The following is a 22,078-nucleotide window of genomic DNA, read 5'->3' as shown; positions in this document are numbered from 1 at the left end:
TGCATAAAGAAAACAGCCGCTTTATTATTAGCGGCTGTTTTGTGTTGTATATTTTCGTTGTACTTGAAAGAGACGGATAAGTAGGAAGGCAGCGCCAAATGCTAGACCGATAATAAGACCGATCCAATAGCCTTTCGCGGCCCATTCTGTATACGTCGCTAATATGTAACCTAGTGGTAGACCTATTATCCAATAAGCAATTAAAGTCATAATTAGAGCAACATTTACATCTTTATAACCACGCAAAGCTCCTTGTACAGGGGTTGCAATTGCATCTGAAATTTGAAATAAAATTGCAAAGATAAGAAATTCTTTTGCTAAATGATGAACTTTTGCATCTGTCGTATAAATAGAAGCAATTTGATCATCAAAGAAGTAGAGAAGAATCGAATATAATAAAGCAAAGGCAAGGGCTAATCCAATTCCAATCAGTCCGTATTGTTTTGCATTATCGTAACGTTTTGCTCCAACTTCGAATCCAACCGCAATAGTCATTGCCATTGCTAAACTTAGCGGAGTCATATATAACAAGGAAGCAAAGTTCATAGCTGCTTGGTGAGCTGCAATAGTTGTCGTACTAAAATTACTCATCATGAGCGTTACCGCAGCGAAAATACTCGTTTCAAAAAAGATAGCAAATCCGATAGGGACGCCAAGTTTTAAGAATGCTATCCAACTCGAAAGAGAAGGTCGGTATAATTGTTTGAAAATGTTGAAAGAGGCAAAAGGCTCTTTCGTCTGAATAATAATGACTGTAATAATTAAAATGCACCAATATGTTGCAGTGGAAGCAATTGCTGCTCCGACACCACCGAGCTTTGGGAAACCGAAGTTACCAAAAATTAATAGGTAATTTAATATTACATTAATTGGTAATGATAATAATGTAATAATCATCGTTGTTCGAGTTTTTCCTAATGCATCAATAAATCCACGTAAAACAGTGTAAGTGAATAAAGGTATAATTCCTATTGCGATAATACTTAAAAATTGCGCTGCAATACGTTCCACAGGTTCTTCTAAGCGCATGCCATTTAAAATAGGTGAAACGACGAAAAAACCGATGAGGATAACAACGAAGCTAGCACAAATTGCTAAATAAACTGCTTGTATGACAACGTGGGGAACGTCCTCTTTTTTCTTGGATCCAACGAGCTGTGCAACAATGGGAGTAGTAGCCATTAAAATTCCTGTTAACCCCGTACTAACTGGAATCCATATACTTGTTCCAATTGCAACACCTGCTAAATCAGTTGGACTTGCATGTCCTGACATCGTTGTATCAAAAAAACTCATCGCAAATAATGACATTTGCGTTACGAAAATCGGAAAAAATAGTAATACAAATTGCTTTAACTTTTGTGAGAATGAAGTAGTTTCTTTCATAAAATCCCCTTTCCGTATAAAAAAACAAACTCTTACTATCATACAATTTAATCAAAGATTAGAAAAGAAATACGCGCCTATAACATATGAAGCCAATAAAAAAAGGATGCACTTTGAAAAGGGATAAGGTATTATGATAAGGTGTGAAAAAATTACATATTATTTGTTATTAAGGAGGCACTACTTGTGGCTGATTGGTTAATTGGTTTAATCATGGGTGCTGTTGAAGGGTTAACAGAGTTTCTACCAGTATCATCAACAGGACATATGATTTTAACAGGACATTTAATTGGATTTGACGATGAGAGAGCGAAAGTTTTTGAAGTTGTTATCCAATTGGGATCGATTTTAGCAGTTGTTGTTATATTTTGGAAGCGTCTATGGTCGTTAGTTGGAATAGGTAAAGTAACAGACGGACCATCGTTAAATTTATTACATATTATTATCGGGATGATTCCTGCCGGGGTACTTGGCGTATTATTCCATAGCACTATTAAAGAGGTTTTATTTGGTCCAGGACCAGTTGTTATTAGCTTAGTAGCCGGTGGTATTTTAATGATTGTTGCTGAGAAGTTTTCGAAACCAAGTACAGCAAGAACGTTAGATGAAATCACATATAAACAGGCATTTACAATTGGAATGTTCCAATGTTTAGCTCTTTGGCCAGGATTTTCTCGTTCTGGTTCTACAATAAGTGGTGGTTTATTAGCTCGCGTGTCGCATACAGCGGCAGCTGAATATACGTTCATTTTAGCGGTACCGATGATGGTAGCTGCAAGTGGCTTAGATTTAATTAAAAGTTGGGATGTATTAAGCTCAGCAGATATAACGCTATTTGTAACAGGATTTGTAACTGCATTCGTTGTTGCGATGCTTGCAATTGTTTCATTCTTGAAATTATTATCTCGTGTAAAACTAACACCGTTCGCTTATTATCGTTTCATTTTAGCTGCGGTATTCTATTTCTTCATTATGTAATAAAAAAACCTGCCGAGCTCGGCAGGTTTTTATTTTACTACTTTTTCCATCATGTTTTCCATTACATGTTCCCAAAGAGAAGTATCATCAGCTAATGTAGCACGGAAATTAGCATACATTTCTTTTTGTTTTTCTTCGAAAGTTGGATCTTCTTTTTCAGGTAATGTAGCGCGCATTGAAGTTACTAATTCTTGTACTTTTGGAGCGCGTGGTCCCCAAACAGCTTGTTCATTTCCATCTTTATCAATGAAAATAAAGATTGGAATCGCACGTGCTGTTCCATTTGTTAAATATTGATCCATTAATTCTAAGTTTTCATCGCGAATTAATAAACTCATATCAATATTTGCAACTTCAGAAATTCGTTTCATAACAGGTACGCATAAAAGAGCATCGCCACACCAATCAGCAGTTAATACGATAACACGCCAGCCATCATTTTGACGTTCTTCTAATACAGGAAGTAATTCATTTGGAATTAAAAAATTATTGTAAATGTGTAGTAGCTCGTATTGGTTTACTTGCATTTCATTCACATATGTATCAAAGGACATACCTTTATCAGCCCATTGTTGTAAGTTCATAATTAACACCTCTTTAGTAAGATTTGCTTTCATTGTACCAATTTTTATATAGAAAAGCTTGTAATCTTACTCTTTCTTGTCACTTAATAATTTATTTAATAGAAAAAAGAATAGTATGACACATAATTCAGTTAAGTTGGACATTTGTACGCTTTCTATCCAATCATCAGCAGTATGAATGACGAACCAATCTAGTGTAATTTCAATGAATGAGAAAAGAGTGAGAGAAATCCAATTTGACATGTTTTGAGTCAATGGATATAGCAGCGCTTTGAAGAAACTGAAAATAAATAATGTAATACCATCTAAGAAAGTGATTAATAAAAAAAAGAGAAGTAAAGCAGTACGTGAACTATACGCTATACCTGTAATTTGAAAGATTCCTACATATACAAAAAATATAAATGTAAAAACTATAATGAGAAAAAGAGCAATAATACTAATGATAATTGTTTTATCTTTTAGGCTGAGATTTGAGAACCTATCCTCCTCATGCATTAAAATACCCCTTTTTCTGGAAGTTGACTTCATTTTATCATGAAATACATATTAAAAAACTACGAATTATGGGAAAATAAGGTGACAAAAAGTAAGATTTCATGTAAAATTATTAATAAGGTTTTTATTTAACTAAATGAAATAAAAGGAGCTGTCAATGTTGTCTCAAAATCGAGAGCAATTAATGGAAGAACTATCGACAAATGTGTTTGCTATGTTTCGCACGTTGCGTAATGATATCGGAAAAATATTTGGTGGTTACATACCGTGGAATGAATTCATCGTCCTAAGAATATTAAATCGTACGAATAAAGAAATGGTATCGCGTGTAGCAAATGAATTAAATGTGTCGAATAGTCATATTACAGCTGTTACAGAAAAATTAATTAATAAGGGTTTTGTAACTCGTTCACGTTCTACATCAGATCGCCGAGTTGTGTATTTAGAGATTACAGAACAAGGGAAAGATTTAGTTGCGAAAATGGAAGATGCGAAAAAACAATATTTACAAGAAAGATTCTCTGCACTTTCAGAAGATGAAATGAATGTAATGATTTCAATTTCCAAAAAACTTATTTAAGTGATTATAAACAAGAAAACGCTTACGTGATAAAATAGAAGGTCTTCCTTATAGATGGGAGATCTTCTTTCGTGTGTAATAGATGTTAATAAATAAAATGTGTATGAAAAAAGATAGAGCGCCATACTACTAATACAAGGAAGGAGGGAGAAATATGACGAATCGTAACGGTAGTAAAGGGAGCGGTAATCAAGGATCACCAAAGTCCGGCCAGTTTAATCAGGAATTTAGCACTGAATTTGAAACTGGTAATGATAATAAAGGGAAAGAATATCGTTCTAAAAAAGGGAGTAAATCAAAAAAGGAGTGAAATAATTCACTCCTTTTTTGATTTACGATGCTGCCGATTGATCCGTATTATATTTTTCTTCTGATTTTGCGACAATCATTGCGCAAATTGCATCACCAGAAATGTTTACAGCTGTTCTAGACATATCTAGAATACGGTCAATACCGATAATTAAAGCGATACCTTCTACTGGTAGATTTACTTGATTTAAAACCATTGTAAGCATTACAAGTCCAACACCAGGTACACCAGCAGTACCGATACTAGCTAGTACAGCAGTTAATACGACCATAGCTAATTGCGGTAATGTAAGTTCAACTCCGTATACTTGAGCGATAAATACAGTGGCTACTCCTTGCATAATGGCAGTACCATCCATATTAATAGTTGCCCCTAGTGGTTGTACAAATGAGCTTATCGCTTTTGGAACGCCAAGCTTATCTTGTGCTGTTTTCATTGCAAATGGAAGCGATGCATTAGAGCTAGATGTACTAAATCCAATTGCCATTACTGGTCCGAAATGTTTAAAGAAACGAACAATACTTTCTTTTGCTAATACCTTTAATAAGCCGCCATATACAAAGACCCCGTGAATAATGAGTACTAACATAACGACAATCATATACTTGAACATCGCAGCGACGCCTGCAAGCCCCATTTTACCAACGGATGAAGCGAGCAAACCGAATGTTCCAATTGGGGCTAATTTCATAACGAGATTAACAAGATACATCATTAATTCGTTGCCCTGTTCAAGTAATGAATGGATACCTTGAACTCGTTTTCCTAAAATAGCTATACCGAGTCCAATCAATACGGCAAAGGCAATGATTTGTAACATGTTTCCGTCAGCCATCGCTTTTGCTGGGTTATCTGGTACGATATTTAGCAATGTGTCGACGAAAGATGTTTCAGTTTTTGCACCTTCATACTTAAGACCTTCTGTTTTAAAATTACCGCCAGCTCCTGGTTTTATAATAAGTGCAAATGTAACCGCTATAGAGATGGCAACCGCAGTTGTTACGAGAAAGAATGAAATTGATTTTAAACCGATTCTTCCAAGTTGTTTCGGATCTCCAAGGCCGGCAGCACCAAGTACGATAGAAATGAACACAACAGGAACAACTAGCATTTTAATAAGTCGAATAAACAATTGACCAATTGGGTTGAACACATATTGATTTAGTGGCTCAAAGATAGATGGAGCAGCTAAATTTAGAGTGAGTCCAACAACTAGACCTAGAAATAATGCGATTAAGATTGCTTTTGTTTGTTTCAATAAAATCCCCCCTTTTGTTTTTGCGAAATTTCTTTCTAAAGTAATTATACCGAAAAAATACCTAATTTGACAATATTTTCTGAATTTTTCATTTTTGTTTAAGTGTAGATAGACCGATTTTGTGTTTGGAAAATAAAATAGACCATCACATAGGATGGTCAAGGGAAGGGGACAATTTATGTCAATTTAATTAGGGATGGAAGTTGCTTTAAGACACTGGGGAATGTCTTATAAATTAGGGAGGAACAACTTCGATACATATACTATAAAAGATAGGTGTGACTCTCATGTGAACATAGGGTGAAAGAGAGGGGGAGTTTTAAATAAAAGATAGAAAGACAAAAAAATAAGACCATCATATATAAGATGGTCAAGGAAGGGGACAATTTATGTCAATTTAATTAGGGATGGAAGCTGTTCAAAGACACTGGGGAATGTCTTATAAATTAGGGAGGAACAACTTCGATACATATACTATAAAAGGTAGATGTGACCTCTGTGTGAACATAGAGTGAAAGAGAGGGGGAGTTTTAAATAAAAGATAGAAAGACAAAAAAATAAGACCATCATATATAAGATGGTCAAGGAAGGGGACAATTTATGTCAATTTAATTAGGGATGGAAGCTGTTCAAAGACACTGGGGAATGTCTTATAAATTAGGGAGGAACAACTTCGATACATATACTATAAAAGGTGGATGTGACCTCTGTGTGAATATAGAGTGAAAGAGAGAGGGAGTTTTAAATAAAATGAAAATTTAATGAGTGTTTTTTGTTCATCCCCTGTTGATTATTAGCCTTAACCAATCGGGCGTTTATTGCCCACAAATAGCGGAATAAAAGATAGAGAAAACAAAAAAATAAGACCATCATATATAAGATGGTCAAGGAAGGGGACAATTTATGTCAATTTAATTAGGGATGGAAGCTATTCAAAGACACTGGGGAATGTCTTATAAATTAGGGAGGAACAGCTTCGATACATATACTATAAAAGGTGGATGTGACCTCTATGTGAACATAGAGTGAAAGATATGGGGATTTGAAAAATAGTACATATGAAATTGTTATTGCTAGCAATATTGAGTTAGGATATAGAGTTTTCCCAGCATAAAACGAAAAGGAATCTGAATATAAATAAAAGTTGTAATCTATGAAAAAAAGGATTATGCTCAACTATATTATGAGAATATAAGGTTTGTCCCAATTATTTAAGGGCTTTTAAAAAGCTTTTTATTGTATGAGGGGAAAGCTTCACTTTAATAAGGGAGTTAGTGATATGGACATAACAAAAAAACAAGGGCTGTATAATCGTCTTATACGATTAAACCCACCACAAATATTAGCATTAGGCTTTTTCTGCTTAATTGTGGTTGGCGGTTTGTTATTAAAATTACCATTCGCAACGAAAGTACATATTAGTTGGGTAGATGCTTTCTTTACAGCAACGTCAGCAGCGACCGTAACTGGTTTGGGAGTAGTGGATACAGCAAGTACATTTACGATGTTTGGCGAAATTGTTATTATGTTTTTAATTCAAACAGGTGGTCTAGGTCTTATGACAATTGCCATTTTAATTGTTTGGGTACTAGGTAAAAAAATCGGATTACGCCATCGTTTATTAATTGGAGAAGCATTTAATCAAACAAATATAGGTGGTCTTGTAAAATTAGTAAAGCGTGTCTTTATATTTTCGATTTGTATTGAACTTATTGGGGTCATCTTTTTATCGTTTCGCTTTATTCCAGAGTTTGGTTTTGGAAAAGGTTTATATTATAGTATTTTTCATGTAATTGCATCTTATAATAATGCAGGATTTGCTTTATGGCCAGATAATTTAACAAGATATGTAGGGGATCCCATTATTAATATTGGGATTTGCTCTTTAATTGTAATTGGGGGACTCGGTTTTACCGTATTAATTGATATATGGTATAGCCGCAGTTTTCGAAAATTATCACTTCACTCAAAAATAATGATTATTGGAACAGTAGTGCTAAATATTATAGCAATGATTGTGATTTTTGTATTGGAATATAATAATGTGAAGACGTTAGGGAATTTATCTTTAAATGAAAAACTATGGGCTTCCTTCTTTCAAGGTATTACTCCGCGGACAGCTGGATTTAATACGGTTGACTATGGAGGTATGGAAGAATCATCTATATTATTTACGATGATTTTGATGTTTATTGGTGCAGGAAGTGTATCGACAGGTGGAGGAATTAAATTAACGACGTTTGTTATCTTAATTACATCTGTCCTTTCTTTCTTTAGAAAAAAGGAGGAAATTGTTTTATTTCAGCGTACAATTAAAATGTCGACAGTAACGAGGGCCTTAGCGATTGCTGTTGCCAGTCAAATACTTATTTTAGCAGCGGTATTCATATTAATGCTTACAGAAAACTTCAGCTTTATTCAATTATTATTTGAGACAATATCAGCGTTTGGCACAGTCGGATTAACGATGGGAATTACTGCAAAGCTATCGGCATTCGGAAAATGTATTATTATGTTTGTTATGTTCTGCGGATTAATTGGACCATTAACACTTGTGTTCTCTTTAGCGCGACCAGCAAAACAAAAAATAAAATATCCATCGGAAGATGTGTTTACAGGATAAGGTATCCCGCGTTAAGCGAGATACCTTTTTCTTTTTTAGAACAGGGAGAACAATAGACCAATAAGTGCTACTCGGAATAAAATTGCGATAAGTGCAGCAATTCCACCGACAACTGCAGCGATACCGCCAGTTACAGTAGCTCCGCGATTATAAGCGTAAATACCGAGTAAAACAGAAACAAGACCAAATAGTGTTGGAAATGTAAATAGCGATAAGATAGATAGCGCAAGAGCGATAAAACCAGCAGTTGATCCAGCAGCGGACGATTTTACAACATCTTTATCGTCTTTATCATCGTAATCATAATCAATGCGTTGTGGTGCAACCTCAGCGGCGTACTCTTCTTTATAGTCACTATAATCACTATCTATTCTATCTTTTCTTTTATAATCATCAAATTTCTCAGTCAAAGTCATGACTCCTTTCATAACAAGGTTCAATAGTAGTATGTATCTCTTTTTCTTTTTTATCCCGCTATTTGTGGGAGTCGAGAAACGTGCACATCCCACTGATTAAAGTTTCACTATACCGGAGCATGTACAGGGAGTAGTATCTTTTAAAAGGAGGAAAATGTTTTCTTGAAATAGGAAAAGTTAGTATGACTTCCTCTATTTTGGAAAATATAAAAAGGAATAATGAGGAAAGGGTGCAATACATAATGGAACATCCAATTGAAAATTTAATGAAAACGGCAATGACAAATTTAAAAGAGATGGTAGATGTAAATACAATTGTTGGGAGCCCGGTTTCAACAGCTGACGGAAATGTAGTATTAACAGTATCTCAAGTGGCTTTTGGTTTTGGAGCTGGTGGAAGTGATTTTAAAGGGGATTTCATTACTGAAAAACATAACGGTGGGCAAAATCAGCATAAAGAGAACAAACAAGGGCATCCATTTGGAGGAGGAAGCGGGGCTGGGGTTTCCATTAGTCCAGTAGCTTTTTTAGTAGTTGGTTCTAATGGGGTGCAAGTATTACATCTCAACAGCAGTACACATTTAATTGAAAAGGCTTTAAATACTGTACCAAGCACTGTAGATAAATTTGTGAATGGTCGTCAAAAGTGAACTTGCATTTTTTAGGAATTATGATATATTAGAAAAAGTGCGCTTTAGGATGATCGGAATAATTGAAATGTAAATATATATGATGTGTGGAATAAGGGAGAGGAATTTATGATTAATATCAAAAACTTAGTAGTTGGCTTATTCATGTTAGTAAGCGGCTTTGTTGTATATGTAATAAAAGAAAAAGCTCCATTCTAAAACAGACAAACCGTTAATGTCTGTTTTTAATTTGCGGAAAAAAGTTGACAAGTTATTGTATTGGTGTTAGAATTTTAATTCGTGTCTCGGTTACAGCTAGTGTAAAGTAAATATCTCTTATGAATGCAATACGAAAAGTTTGCGAAAGATCGGGTAATTTTATCAACAACTTTTGTGAACAAACCCTATAAATTGTATTTGTAAGCTATATATGTATACTAGTGAATCAAGGAGCGGTCAGTGGAACCGTAATGATGAGAGAGAGGTAGGGCTTTCATCCAGTATATGTTACTTTCCCGTTAGGTGAATATAAAAAAGAGGACTCCTTTTAAAAGGAGTCCTCTTTCATTTTTTAAGTGCGACTTTCAACTTGTTGACAAATTTCATCTGTTGTTAAACCGTGAGCTGTAATGACTGATCCTTTAATTGATGTATCTGCAATGCCCATCACATTAGAATCTTGCCCAGTTACAACGCAACAATCACACCCTTGTGCATCCTGTTCTGAGTTAAGTGTAACAACTTCATGACCTTGTTGCTGAAGAGCTTGTTGAACGTCTGTTAATGAGTTTTCAACGCCAATTCTAGCCATAATTCTCACCTCCCTACCATCTAATTGCTAGTATGCTCAAGTTCACTGCATATATTTATGAAAAGACGGTAGGAAGTAAATCTTTGTTTAGTCGTTATATACGCCAGTAAGCATTTGACTAACGAATTGATCGTTTAATAATGTATCTTGTGCTGAAGAAGTATTTGAATGGATGTCGATTGAAGCAATAAAATGATTATGTTCTTGCGTATTTGGTTCTACCTCTACGTAATTATCGAATTTACAAAAACCTTTCGTATCCATTAGATCAAATAATTGCAGCATTTCTACTACCTCTTGTCTCGTTCCTTTAATTTGTACACACGCCATATTTATTTCCTCCTTCATTTTGACAAATTGTTTTTTAAAAATAGGATTATGATTACGAAATGAAAAATATGAATGTTATTTTTAGACAGCGCTATTTTTGTTATTTTCCCCCTTTTTCAGCAAAAGTCGTTATATATTTCCGGATTTATAAAATCGGACGTCCGTTTATTGAATACAATAGATTCGTATCAATTGATGAAAATCCTTCTTTTAAACAAATATTTTTTTAGTGGAAATTGGCGAAAAAAATTTTTTGACTTTTTGTAAACGTTAACAATGTTGTTAAATCAGTATAAGTAAAGAAGTACGTATGATTAAAAATTATAAATTTTCTAAAAATTCACTTGATTTATTTAGAAAGGAGAGTAAACTAGGAAACAATAAAAAATTCATAGAACATAGGAGGCGCTTCTAGTGAATGAGCAATGGATTTTCTTAAATGGAGAATTTGTTCCAAAAGATGAGGCAAAAGTTTCAGTATATGATCATGGCTATTTATATGGCGATGGAGTGTTTGAAGGAATTAGAGTTTATAGCGGTAATGTTTTCCGTTTGAGAGAGCATCTTGTCCGGTTGTATGAATCAGCAAAATCAATCCTTTTAGAAATTCCATATTCATTAGATGAAGTAACAAATATTGTTGTTGAGACGATTCGACAAAATAAATTATCTAATGGATACATTCGCCTTGTTGTATCAAGAGGAGCAGGAAATCTTGGATTGGATCCCGATTCATGTAAGAAGCCGAATGTAGTAGTAATTGCAGAACAATTATCTTTATTCCCACAAGAATATTATGAGAAAGGGATTCCAGTTGTAACAGTTGCAACGCGCCGAAATCGTCCCGATGTTTTATCCCCTCAAGTAAAATCTTTAAATTACTTAAACAATATTTTAGTTCGTATTGAAGCGAAATTAGCTGGAGTACAAGAAGCGCTTATGTTAAATGATCAAGGATATGTAGCTGAAGGATCAGGAGATAACGTGTTTATTGTTAAAGGAAATAAATTAATTACACCACCAAGTTCTGCTGGAGCGTTAGAAGGTATTACACGAAACGCCATTTTAGAAATCGGCGAAAAACTTGGGTATGACGTAAGAGAAGAGTTATTTACAAGACATGATGTATATGTAGCTGATGAAGTGTTTTTAACAGGAACAGCTGCTGAAGTGATTGCTGTTACGACAGTAGATGGTAGAAAGATTGGCTTAGGGCAAACAGGTCCACATACGAACCGTTTATTAGAAGAGTTTCGTAAGTTAGTTGTAGAAGATGGAGAGAAAATTTACGAAGAAAATAAAGTTGGATAACAACTTTTTTAACATAAGAAAGCGTTGATAGGGAGGAGTAGTTGATTGTGAAGCCTCACAGAGAGTCGGTGGTTGCTGAAAACCGATGGTTCACGTCGACGAACATCGCCCTTGAGTGCTAAGCTAAAGCATTTGTCTAGGCTTAGACGGTAGCTCCGTTATTAGCTAGATCCATTTATGGATCACTGAGGCAAGAGTATTCTTGCAAAGAAGGGTGGTACCGCGAAATCTTTCGTCCCTTCAGCACATAGCTGGAGTGTGGACGTAGGATTTTTTTATTGTATAAAAGGTTGAAAAAGGGGGCTTATAAGAACAATGTCTTCAAAAACGGAAGAGAAACTGGAAACTGGTGCACAGCTATTGTTAGAAGCGCTAGAAAAGGAAGGCGTAGAAGTGATTTTCGGTTATCCGGGTGGTGCCGTTTTACCTCTCTATGATGCATTGTATGATTGTGAAATTCCGCATATTTTAACAAGGCATGAGCAAGGGGCAATTCACGCTGCTGAAGGGTATGCCAGAATTACAGGGAATCCAGGGGTTGTAATTGCAACGAGTGGACCAGGTGCTACAAATGTAATTACGGGTCTAGCTGATGCGATGATTGATTCATTGCCACTTGTAGTATTTACAGGCCAAGTAGCAACAACGTTAATTGGGAGCGATGCTTTTCAAGAGGCAGATATTATGGGACTTACGATGCCAGTGACAAAACATAACTATCAAGTGCGAAAGGCCTCAGATTTACCTCGAATTATTAAAGAAGCATTTCATATTGCTAAAACAGGAAGACCAGGACCAGTCGTTATTGACCTTCCGAAAGATATGGTAGTCGAGAAAGGTGAGCGATGTAGCAATGTACAAATGGATTTACCAGGATATAACCCTAATTATGAACCGAATCTACTTCAAATAAACAAATTACTCAAAGTAATTGAAACCGCAAAAAAACCGTTAATTTTAGCTGGAGCGGGTATATTGCATGCGAAAGCTTCGAAAGAATTGACAAGTTTTGCTCGTAAATATGAAATCCCTGTTGTGCATACATTACTTGGACTTGGTGGTTTTCCACCAGATGATGAACTATTTCTAGGGATGGGGGGAATGCACGGTTCTTATACAGCCAATATGGCATTATATGAATGCGACTTACTCATTAATATAGGCGCGAGATTTGATGATCGTCTTACTGGAAATTTAGCTTTTTTTGCTAAAGGGGCGACTGTTGCACATATCGATATTGATCCAGCAGAAATCGGGAAAAATGTGCCAACAGAGATTCCTATTGTTGCAAGTGCTAAGCAGGCGTTAGAAGTATTGCTTCAATCAGAAGGAAAGAAAGAAAATCATCATGAATGGCTCTTTTTATTAAAGAATAGAAAAGAAAAATATCCATTCTCTTATAAAAGAAATTCTGAAAGTATTAAACCTCAATATGCGATTGATATGCTATATGAAATTACGAAGGGAGAAGCGATTGTAACAACAGACGTTGGGCAACACCAAATGTGGGCAGCGCAATATTATCCACTGAAAAATCCAGATAAATGGGTAACTTCTGGTGGATTAGGAACGATGGGGTTCGGATTTCCAGCAGCAATCGGTGCGCAAATTGCAAAGCCTGAAGAATTAGTTATTGCAATTGTTGGTGATGCTGGGTTTCAAATGACTCTGCAAGAATTAAGTGTATTAAAAGAACACGCTTTACCCGTTAAAGTATTTATTTTAAATAATGAAGCTTTAGGAATGGTAAGACAATGGCAAGATGAATTTTACAATCAAAGATATTCACATTCTTTATTACCATGCCAACCAGATTTCGTCGCTCTTGCAAATGCATATGGCATAAAAGGTGTTCGTATTGACGATCCACTTCTTGCAAAGAAGCAAATCCAGCATGCGATCGAATTACAAGAGCCAGTCGTAATTGATTGTCGTGTACTTCAATCAGAGAAGGTTATGCCGATGGTTGCGCCAGGAAAAGGTGTTCACCAAATGGAGGGAGTGGAAAAAGGGTGAAGAGAATTGTTACAGCGACAGTTCGAAATCAAAGTGGTGTGTTAAACCGAATTACAGGGGTTATGACACGAAGACATTTTAATATTGAAAGTATTTCAGTAGGTCATACAGAATCATCAGATATATCGCGAATGACGATTGTTGTACACGTTGAAAGTGAACAGCAAGTGGAGCAGTTAATTAAACAACTGCATAAGCAAATTGATGTTCTGAAAGTATCAGATATTACAGAAGAAGCGATGATTGCTAGAGAGCTTGCTCTTATTAAAGTAGCAACTTCTGTAGCGAGGGCAGAATTATATAGTTTAATTGAACCGTTTCGAGCCGCTGTAATAGATGTTGGGAAGGATTCCATAGTTGTGCAAGTAACAGGTACGCAAGATAAAGTAGAAGCGTTAATTGAATTACTTCGTCCATACGGTTTGAAAGAAATTGCTAGAACAGGTGTAACAGCATTTACACGTAGTATGAAAAAACAAGATAAGCAAGTTATGTTAATTCAATAATCATTTAAATATAGGGGGAAATGAAAATGGCAAAAGTTTATTATGAGAAAGATGTAACAGTAAATGTATTAAAGGAAAAGAAAGTAGCAATCATCGGATATGGCTCGCAAGGTCATGCGCATGCGCAAAATTTACGTGATAACGGATTTGATGTAGTAGTAGGTTTAAGAAAAGGTAAGTCTTGGGATAAAGCGAATGAAGATGGGTTTTCTGTATATACAGTAGCAGAAGCTGCGGAAAAAGCTGATGTAGTAATGATTCTATTGCCTGATGAATTACAACCAGAAGTATATGAAGCTGAAATTGCACCAAATTTACAGGCTGGAAACTCTCTCGTGTTCGCACATGGATTTAATGTTCACTTTGATCAAGTAAAACCACCAGCTAATGTAGATGTATTTCTAGTAGCGCCAAAAGGACCAGGGCATCTCGTACGCCGTACGTTCGCCGAGGGCGGGGCTGTTCCTGCATTATTTGCAGTATATCAAGATGCAACAGGAGTTGCGACTGAAAAAGCACTTTCTTATGCTGACGGAATTGGAGCAACGAGAGCTGGTGTACTAGAAACGACGTTTAAAGAAGAAACAGAAACAGATTTGTTTGGAGAGCAAGCTGTACTTTGCGGCGGAGTGACTGCACTTGTAAAAGCAGGGTTTGAAACGTTAGTTGATGCGGGATATCAGCCTGAACTTGCATATTTTGAATGTTTACATGAATTGAAGCTAATCGTTGACCTTATGTACGAAGGTGGACTTGAAAATATGAGATATTCAGTTTCAGATACAGCGCAGTGGGGAGACTTCGTATCAGGACCACGCGTTGTGACTGAAGATACGAAGAAAGCGATGGGGGCAGTATTAGCAGAAATTCAAGATGGTACATTTGCAAGAGGGTGGATTGCAGAACATAAAGCAGGAAGACCAAATTTCCATGCGACAAATGAGAAAGAGAATAAACATGAAATCGAAGTAGTTGGACGTAAATTACGTGAAATGATGCCTTTCGTACAGCCGCGAGTAAAGGTAGGGGTTAAATAATATGAAGCAGGTTTTGTTCATGGATACAACGCTTCGTGATGGCGAACAATCACCAGGAGTAAATTTAAATGAACAAGAGAAATTACAAATTGCTAGGCAATTAGAGAGGCTTGGTATTCATGTAATGGAAGCTGGATTCGCGGCAGCTTCCGAAGGCGACTTCCAATCGGTAAAACGTATTGCGAATACAATTCAAAATGCTACGGTTATGAGTTTAGCTAGAGCGAAAGAAAGTGACATTCGAAGAGCATATGAAGCTGTGAAAGGCGCTGTATCTCCTCGTCTACACGTATTTCTAGCTACGAGTGATATTCATATGAAATATAAACTTTGTATGTCAAAAGAAGATGTGTTAAATAGTATTCATCGCTCGGTTACGCTCGGAAAATCATTATTTCCGACAGTACAATTTTCTGCAGAAGATGCGACAAGAACATCGAGAGCATTTTTAGCTGAAGCAGTAGAAATTGCGATTCGAGCAGGAGCGAATGTAATTAATATTCCGGATACAGTTGGATATACAAATCCGGAAGAGTATTATTCTCTTTTTAAATACTTACAAGAATCCGTTCCATCATATGAAAAAGCGATTTTTTCTTGTCATTGTCACGATGATCTTGGTATGGCAGTAGCAAATTCGTTAGCTGCGGTTGAAGGGGGAGCATTGCAAGTAGAAGGAACGATTAATGGCATTGGAGAAAGAGCAGGGAATGCAGCGTTAGAAGAAGTTGCGGTAGCTCTTCATATTAGAAAAGATTTTTATAAAGCAGAGCCTTCGATGACTTTAAAAGAAATTAAGGCGACGAGTATATTAGTAAGCAGGTTAACGGGTATGGTTGTACCGAAAAATAAAGCAATCGTTGGAGCGAATGCATTTGCTCATGAATCGGGCATCCACCAAGACGGGGTTTTAAAAGAAGTAACAACTTATGAAATTATCGAACCAGCGCTTATAGGAGAATCTCAAAATCTCTTTGTACTTGGGAAACACTCTGGCCGTCATGCGTTTACGGAAAAAATGAAAGAGCTTGGTTATGAATTTACAAATGAAGAGCGAGATGCGGCATTCGAAGCATTTAAAAAATTGGCTGATCGTAAAAAGGAAATTACTGAAGAAGATTTACGCGCACTTATGCTTGGTGAAGCAGCATTTGCAGCTCAGCAATATAACATTACGCAATTACAAGTGCATTTCGTATCAAATAGTACACAATGCGCAACAGTTGTGTTGAAGGATGAGGAAGGAAATGTATATGAAGATGCAGCCACTGGTTCTGGTAGTATTGAAGCGATATACAATGCGATTCAAAGAATTTTAGGATTAGAATGTGAATTGGCAGATTATCGCATACAATCTATTACACAAGGTCAAGATGCACTTGCTCACGTTCATGTTGAATTAAAAGAAGGTAGTCACCAAATATCAGGTTTCGGAGTTGCGCAAGACGTATTGGAAGCGTCGGCGAGAGCTTATGTCCATGCAGCAGGGAAATTAAAATCTCTTATAGCGCTTGTGAAATAAATAATTGATAGGTGAGAGAAGCTTTCCTCACCTATCAAATTAAAGTTCTGAAAATTCGGTTAAAAGGAGTGTTAAAAATGGAAAAACGTATCGTTTGTTTAGCTGGTGATGGTGTCGGTCCAGAAGTAATGGAGAGTGCGAAGGAAGTATTGCATATGGTAGAAAGGCTATATGGACATCATTTTCATTTGCAAGATGAGTACTTTGGTGGTGTTGCTATCGATTTAACTGGGCAACCATTACCACAGCGAACACTTGCCGCCTGTTTAGCGAGTGATGCGGTTTTACTTGGAGCAGTAGGTGGACCAAGGTGGGATAGTGCGAAAGAAAGGCCTGAGAAAGGATTATTAGCATTAAGAAAAGGACTCGGTGTATTTGCGAATGTTCGCCCTGTAACGGTAGAAAGTGCAACTGCACATTTATCACCATTAAAAAACGCTGATGAAATTGATTTCGTTGTCGTTCGTGAATTAACAGGCGGAATTTATTTTTCTTATCCGAAAGAGCGAACGGAAGAAGTGGCGACAGATACACTTACGTATCATCGCCATGAAATTGAACGTATCGTTTCGTATGCTTTTCAATTAGCAAATAAGCGGAAGAAAAAAGTAACATCTATTGATAAAGCGAATGTTTTAGAGTCTAGTAAATTATGGAGAACTGTGACAGAAGAAGTAGCACTTCGCTACCCAAATGTGGAAGTAGAACACATTTTAGTAGATGCAGCAGCTATGGAATTAATTCGGAATCCAGGAAGATTTGACGTTATTGTAACGGAAAATTTATTTGGTGATATTTTAAGTGATGAGGCTTCAGTATTAGCTGGATCATTAGGAATGCTTCCATCAGCAAGTCACGCTGAAAAGGGACCTTCATTATACGAGCCTATTCACGGATCAGCACCGGATATTGCGGGGAAAAATAAGGCGAATCCAATTGCGATGATGCGTTCTGTTGCAATGATGCTTGGGCAATCGTTCGGATTAACGAGAGAAGGATATGCAATTGAAGAAGCAGTTTCTGCAGTCCTTAAATCAGGGAAATGTACAGCAGATATCGGGGGGACTGAAACGACAACTTCATTTACAAAGGCAGTTATTCAAGAAATGGAAGAGCAAGCGTTAGTAGGGAGAGGGAGATAATGGGAAAAAGGTTACTAGATAAGCTTTGGGAAAGACATGTAGTTGCGACTAATGAAAATGGATTGGATTTATTATATATCGATCTACATCTTGTTCATGAAGTAACGTCACCGCAAGCCTTTGAAGGCTTGCGGCTTACAAATCGAACAGTCCGCAGACCAGATTTAACATTTGCAACGATGGATCATAATATTCCAACGAAAGATGTTTGGAATATTACCGACCGCATTGCGAAGCAGCAACTAGATACACTTCGGCAAAACTGTAAACAATTTCAGGTGCCATTAGCGGATATCGGAGATGAAGAGCAAGGGATCGTTCATGTAATAGGACCAGAACTTGGACTCACACAGCCAGGAAAAACGATTGTTTGTGGTGATAGTCATACAGCAACACACGGTGCTTTTGGCGCACTAGCGTTTGGTATTGGTACGAGTGAAGTGGAACATGTATTGGCAACGCAAACGTTATGGCAACGAAAGCCGAAAGCGATGGGCATTGAGTTAAAAGGGAAGTTACCGCAAGGTGTCTATGCGAAAGATATTATTTTACACCTTCTTTCAAAGTACGGAGTAGCAGTTGGAACAGGTTACGTAATGGAATTTTATGGAGAGGCCATTCATGCTATGGATATGGAAGAGAGGATGACGCTTTGCAATATGGCAATTGAAGGGGGAGCAAAGGCTGGCATTATTGCACCAGATGAAAAAACGTTTGCTTACGTAAAAGGGCGTAAATATGCACCGAAAGACTATGAATCTATTAAGAAAAAATGGTCAGAACTTTATACAGATTTAGATGCAGTTTATGATTTACATATTCTAGTAGATGTTACGGATTTAGCGCCGTACGTTACGTGGGGAACAAATCCTAGTATGGGTGTTCGGATCGATGAGAAATTGCCAGAAAAGCATGATGCAAATGATGAAAGAGCGTTTTCTTATATGGGATTGAGTCCCGGACAAAGTACGTATGACATTCCAGTTCAACATGTTTTCATTGGATCTTGTACAAATTCCAGGCTTTCTGACTTAGAAATTGCTGCATCTGTCGTGAAAGGTAAAAAAGTAAAAGAAGGTGTGCGAGCACTTGTTGTACCTGGATCTCAAAGGGTAAGAGAAGCAGCGATGCATAAAGGATTACATCGCATATTTGAAGAAGCTGGATTTGAATGGAGAGAGCCCGGATGCTCAATGTGTCTAGGTATGAATCCAGATCAAGTGCCTGAAGGAGAACATTGTGCCTCTACGTCCAATCGCAATTTTGAAGGAAGACAAGGAAAGGGAGCACGAACGCATTTAGTTAGCCCGGCAATGGCGGCAGCGGCTGCGTTATATGGTCATTTTGTTGATATTAGAAAGGAGAGTTATGATGGAGCCATTTCGTATTCATAAAGGTACTGCCGCAGTACTGATGAATGATAACATTGATACAGATCAAATTATTCCGAAGCAATATTTAAAGAGAATTGAAAGAACTGGGTTTGGGAAGTTTTTATTTGATGAGTGGCGATATGATAATAATCGCCAAGAAAACCCTAATTTCCCGCTTAATGCACAAGAAAGAAAAGGAGCCAGCATATTAATCACAGGTGATAATTTTGGATGTGGCTCGTCAAGAGAACATGCTCCATGGGCACTTGCTGATTATGGTTTCCGCGTTATTATCGCTGGAGGATTTGCCGATATCTTTTATATGAATTGTATGAAGAATGGCATGTTACCGATTGTAATGGATAAAGATATGCGTGAACAACTTGCTAAAACAGATGCGAGGGAACAAATTACAGTTGATTTAGAAAATGAAATAATGACAACGAATACGCATAGATTCCATTTTACGATCGAGAAAATGTGGAAAGAGAAGTTATTAAATGGTTTAGATGAAATTAGTATTACAATGCAATATGAACAAGAAATAAAAGAGTATGAAAGAAAAGTGGCTTTACATTAAAAAAAATGACGGAATATTAAAAATGTATTTACATTCAAAATTAACTGTTATATACTATGTGAAAATCAGAGGAGAAAGGGAGTAAGTATTATGAATATCGTGCAATCTATTACAATGCTTACACAACTACATCATCATACATGAAACCCTTGAACCTAGCGTGAAAACGTGTAGGTACAAGGGTTATTCCCGTTGTACCTACACTCTACTGAAGAGCCTTGTAGGTATTTTGTCTACAAGGCTCTTTTTATTTTCGGCTTAGGGGAATGAAATAGGCATACATTAGAAGGGGAAAGGTGTGAAAATTTAGATGACAAAATGGAAACGAGCAAACCCGAATGGAACGAGAGATTATTTATTCGAAGAATGTACGTTAATTGAAGAAGTAGAACAAAAATTAAGGCTTACTTTTTTAGAGAGAGGTTATGAGGAAATAAGAACACCTACAATTGAATTTTATGATGTTTTTGCATTTCAAAATAGACCGATAGATGAAGAGAAGATGTATAAATTTTTTGATGAAAAGGGAAGGATTATCGTTTTACGTCCAGATATGACAATTCCTTTAGCGAGAGTTATTGGAACACAGAGATGGGATACGCCACTTAAAGTGACGTATAGCGGGAATGTATTTCGAGCGAATGAATCCCATTCTGGAAAATATAATGAAATCGTACAAAGTGGTATTGAAGTTATCGGGATTGATAATGTAAGAGCTGAAATTGAATGTGTAATAAGTGTCATTCAAGCACTTCAAAAGTTGAAGGTGCAATCTTTTACAATTGAGATTGGGCAAGTACAGTTATATAAATGTATTGTAAAAAAACTCTCCATCCAGGATGAAGAAGAAAGGGTACTTAGAACGTATATAGAAAGTAAAAATTATGCAGCCCTCTCAAATTTTATCGGAGAAAAGAAATTAGATCGATGCGATGAGACAGTAAGATTACTTGAGAAATTGCCAAGGCTATTTGGAAATTTAGAAGTTATTGAGGAAGCAGAAAAGCTTGCTTCAAGTAATGAAATGAAAATGGCAATTGCAAGAGTAAAAGAAATGTATGAAACAATTGAAATGTTAGGATATGGTTCTTACATATCAATTGATTTGGGCATGATTCAACACTTAGATTACTATACGGGTGTTATTTTCAAAGGATATATATATGAAATTGGAGAAGAAATCGTTAGTGGCGGAAGGTACGATGAGCTAATTGGGAATTTTGGAGAAATGCTGCCAGCTGTTGGACTCGCGGTACAAGTAAATCAAATTGTGAAGGCGCTGCAAGAGCAGCAAGAACCATATGAACGAAATCAAATTGATATTGTGATTCATTATGAGTTAAATAGATTAGCGGAAGCAGAAAGGCTACGAAATTTACTTCGAAAGGATGGGAAAAATGCTTGGTTATCTCTATTCTCTAATTTAAGCGATACCTTTCAATTTGCAAGAAAAAATAAAATAGGAACGGTCGTTGAGGCAAAGAATGAATACTTAGTGGAATATGTATGGAATGAGAAATGGGTAGTCCAGAAAGAAGGAGAGGCTTCATGCGTAACATTCAAATTGCGTTAACGAAAGGAAGATTAGAAAAACATGTCATTCCACTTTTTGAGCAGATTGGAATTGATTGTTCCGAGCTCAAAAATAAAGGTCGGAAGCTTGTATTTCAAAGTAAAAATACAAATGTTTCATTTATTTTAGTAAAAGCGATTGATGTTGCTACTTATGTAGAACATGGGGTAGCTGATATTGGCATCGTTGGAAAAGATATTTTAATGGAAAACGAGAAAGATATTTATGAAATGCTGGATTTAGGAGTGGGGATTTGTAAGTTTTGTGTTGCTTCTATTCCTACGTATAATCCGAAGAGTTACCGGAAGAAAAGAATCGCTACGAAATACCCCCATATTACTTCTACTTATTATCATGATAAGGGAGAGGATGTAGAAATTATTAAGATAGAAGGTTCTGTAGAAATCGCTCCTCTTCTTGGATTGGCAGATGCGATTGTAGATATTGTTGAAACAGGAAAAACATTACAAGAGAATGGACTCATTGTATTTGAGGAAATGTACTTTATATCGGCTCGGATGATTGTAAATAAGGCAGCCTTAAAAACTAAAAAAGACGAAATATTCAGCATTATAAATATGATGGAGCAAGAAATCTTATCAAGGAAATAGGAGG

23 protein-coding genes and 1 other annotated feature are annotated in these 22,078 nt (G+C 36.4%); of the genes, 16 read left to right on the top strand and 7 right to left on the bottom strand.

What is annotated here, in order from left to right; genetic code table 11:
- Window positions 1-27 precede the first annotated feature (27 nt).
- On the bottom strand, window positions 28-1,386 hold the full coding sequence (locus HMAS_RS17275) for an MATE family efflux transporter (protein ID WP_000665546.1): 1,359 nt from the start codon (window positions 1,384-1,386) through the stop codon (window positions 28-30).
- A 186-nt stretch (window positions 1,387-1,572) separates the two neighbouring features.
- Between HMAS_RS17275 and uppP the strand changes: the two genes are divergently transcribed.
- Window positions 1,573-2,364, top strand: a complete 792-nt coding sequence (uppP, locus tag HMAS_RS17270) for a bacitracin resistance undecaprenyl-diphosphatase (RefSeq protein WP_000796256.1) — start codon at window positions 1,573-1,575, stop codon at window positions 2,362-2,364.
- Window positions 2,365-2,393: 29 nt separating this feature from the next.
- Here the strand turns inward: uppP and HMAS_RS17265 are convergent, their stop codons facing one another.
- Complete coding sequence (locus HMAS_RS17265) at window positions 2,394-2,981, bottom strand: thioredoxin family protein (protein ID WP_002023667.1); 588 nt, start codon at window positions 2,979-2,981, stop codon at window positions 2,394-2,396.
- Between the two features lie 33 nt (window positions 2,982-3,014).
- On the bottom strand, window positions 3,015-3,446 hold the full coding sequence (locus tag HMAS_RS17260) for a YrvL family regulatory protein (RefSeq protein ID WP_098905961.1): 432 nt from the start codon (window positions 3,444-3,446) through the stop codon (window positions 3,015-3,017).
- A 160-nt stretch (window positions 3,447-3,606) separates the two neighbouring features.
- Here HMAS_RS17260 and HMAS_RS17255 point away from each other — a divergent pair, with 160 nt between their 5' ends.
- Entirely contained in the window at window positions 3,607-4,026 is a 420-nt protein-coding gene (locus HMAS_RS17255) for a MarR family winged helix-turn-helix transcriptional regulator (RefSeq protein ID WP_000081432.1), read from the top strand.
- A gap of 154 nt (window positions 4,027-4,180) precedes the next feature.
- Entirely contained in the window at window positions 4,181-4,336 is a 156-nt protein-coding gene (locus tag HMAS_RS17250; RefSeq protein WP_000184928.1) for a hypothetical protein, read from the top strand.
- A 22-nt stretch (window positions 4,337-4,358) separates the two neighbouring features.
- Here the strand turns inward: HMAS_RS17250 and HMAS_RS17245 are convergent, their stop codons facing one another.
- Window positions 4,359-5,594: a dicarboxylate/amino acid:cation symporter gene (locus HMAS_RS17245; RefSeq protein ID WP_000814809.1), complete on the bottom strand. Its 1,236-nt coding sequence runs from the start codon at window positions 5,592-5,594 to the stop codon at window positions 4,359-4,361.
- Between the two features lie 1,279 nt (window positions 5,595-6,873).
- On the opposite strand from HMAS_RS17245, the gene HMAS_RS17240 reads away from it, so the two are divergent.
- Window positions 6,874-8,217: a TrkH family potassium uptake protein gene (locus tag HMAS_RS17240; RefSeq protein WP_116344936.1), complete on the top strand. Its 1,344-nt coding sequence runs from the start codon at window positions 6,874-6,876 to the stop codon at window positions 8,215-8,217.
- A 35-nt stretch (window positions 8,218-8,252) separates the two neighbouring features.
- Here the strand turns inward: HMAS_RS17240 and HMAS_RS17235 are convergent, their stop codons facing one another.
- Entirely contained in the window at window positions 8,253-8,627 is a 375-nt protein-coding gene (locus HMAS_RS17235; RefSeq protein WP_000136541.1) for a hypothetical protein, read from the bottom strand.
- Between the two features lie 188 nt (window positions 8,628-8,815).
- On the opposite strand from HMAS_RS17235, the gene ytfJ reads away from it, so the two are divergent.
- The gene (gene ytfJ / locus HMAS_RS17230) at window positions 8,816-9,283 is read left to right on the top strand and encodes a GerW family sporulation protein (protein ID WP_000204234.1); all 468 of its coding nucleotides are present in this window, start codon (window positions 8,816-8,818) and stop codon (window positions 9,281-9,283) included.
- 108 nt (window positions 9,284-9,391) lie between these two features.
- Complete coding sequence (locus tag HMAS_RS17225) at window positions 9,392-9,481, top strand: hypothetical protein (RefSeq protein WP_000608227.1); 90 nt, start codon at window positions 9,392-9,394, stop codon at window positions 9,479-9,481.
- A 352-nt stretch (window positions 9,482-9,833) separates the two neighbouring features.
- On the opposite strand, the gene HMAS_RS17220 is transcribed toward HMAS_RS17225, so the two are convergent.
- Complete coding sequence (locus tag HMAS_RS17220; RefSeq protein WP_000101022.1) at window positions 9,834-10,073, bottom strand: YkuS family protein; 240 nt, start codon at window positions 10,071-10,073, stop codon at window positions 9,834-9,836.
- Window positions 10,074-10,160: 87 nt separating this feature from the next.
- Window positions 10,161-10,403 carry a DUF3911 family protein gene (locus HMAS_RS17215; protein WP_000752513.1) on the bottom strand — a complete coding sequence of 81 codons (243 nt, stop codon included), beginning with the start codon at window positions 10,401-10,403 and terminating at the stop codon, window positions 10,161-10,163.
- 414 nt (window positions 10,404-10,817) lie between these two features.
- On the opposite strand from HMAS_RS17215, the gene ilvE reads away from it, so the two are divergent.
- The 10 genes from ilvE to hisG all read left to right on the top strand — a co-directional run bounded on the left by ilvE (window position 10,818) and on the right by hisG (window position 22,074).
- Window positions 10,818-11,714 carry a branched-chain-amino-acid transaminase gene (gene ilvE, locus HMAS_RS17210; RefSeq protein WP_116344935.1) on the top strand — a complete coding sequence of 299 codons (897 nt, stop codon included), beginning with the start codon at window positions 10,818-10,820 and terminating at the stop codon, window positions 11,712-11,714.
- Window positions 11,715-11,729: 15 nt separating this feature from the next.
- Window positions 11,730-11,957, top strand: a binding site (T-box leader).
- A 72-nt stretch (window positions 11,958-12,029) separates the two neighbouring features.
- Entirely contained in the window at window positions 12,030-13,730 is a 1,701-nt protein-coding gene (ilvB, locus tag HMAS_RS17205; protein WP_000095876.1) for an acetolactate synthase large subunit, read from the top strand.
- A complete protein-coding gene (gene ilvN / locus HMAS_RS17200; RefSeq protein ID WP_000822952.1) occupies window positions 13,727-14,236 on the top strand; it encodes an acetolactate synthase small subunit in 510 nt (169 codons plus the stop codon). The genes ilvB and ilvN overlap by 4 nt, the downstream gene beginning before the upstream one ends.
- A gap of 26 nt (window positions 14,237-14,262) precedes the next feature.
- Window positions 14,263-15,273: a ketol-acid reductoisomerase gene (gene ilvC / locus HMAS_RS17195; protein ID WP_001151741.1), complete on the top strand. Its 1,011-nt coding sequence runs from the start codon at window positions 14,263-14,265 to the stop codon at window positions 15,271-15,273.
- A gap of 1 nt (window position 15,274) precedes the next feature.
- Window positions 15,275-16,795: a 2-isopropylmalate synthase gene (gene leuA, locus HMAS_RS17190; RefSeq protein ID WP_000815753.1), complete on the top strand. Its 1,521-nt coding sequence runs from the start codon at window positions 15,275-15,277 to the stop codon at window positions 16,793-16,795.
- Between the two features lie 77 nt (window positions 16,796-16,872).
- Window positions 16,873-17,937 carry a 3-isopropylmalate dehydrogenase gene (gene leuB, locus HMAS_RS17185; RefSeq protein ID WP_000415384.1) on the top strand — a complete coding sequence of 355 codons (1,065 nt, stop codon included), beginning with the start codon at window positions 16,873-16,875 and terminating at the stop codon, window positions 17,935-17,937.
- On the top strand, window positions 17,937-19,331 hold the full coding sequence (gene leuC / locus HMAS_RS17180) for a 3-isopropylmalate dehydratase large subunit (RefSeq protein ID WP_000518111.1): 1,395 nt from the start codon (window positions 17,937-17,939) through the stop codon (window positions 19,329-19,331). Before leuB ends, leuC begins: the two co-directional genes overlap by 1 nt.
- Window positions 19,309-19,890 carry a 3-isopropylmalate dehydratase small subunit gene (gene leuD, locus HMAS_RS17175; RefSeq protein WP_000433189.1) on the top strand — a complete coding sequence of 194 codons (582 nt, stop codon included), beginning with the start codon at window positions 19,309-19,311 and terminating at the stop codon, window positions 19,888-19,890. Before leuC ends, leuD begins: the two co-directional genes overlap by 23 nt.
- A gap of 310 nt (window positions 19,891-20,200) precedes the next feature.
- Complete coding sequence (locus tag HMAS_RS17170) at window positions 20,201-21,463, top strand: ATP phosphoribosyltransferase regulatory subunit (protein WP_000170296.1); 1,263 nt, start codon at window positions 20,201-20,203, stop codon at window positions 21,461-21,463.
- Complete coding sequence (gene hisG, locus HMAS_RS17165) at window positions 21,439-22,074, top strand: ATP phosphoribosyltransferase (protein ID WP_001244488.1); 636 nt, start codon at window positions 21,439-21,441, stop codon at window positions 22,072-22,074. The genes HMAS_RS17170 and hisG overlap by 25 nt, the downstream gene beginning before the upstream one ends.
- Window positions 22,075-22,078: the final 4 nt, after the last annotated feature.

Source organism: Bacillus sp. HMA207, from assembly GCF_003402455.1.
Lineage (GTDB): Bacteria > Bacillota > Bacilli > Bacillales > Bacillaceae_G > Bacillus_A > Bacillus_A cereus.
This window is presented reverse-complemented; position numbering and strand designations above follow the sequence as displayed.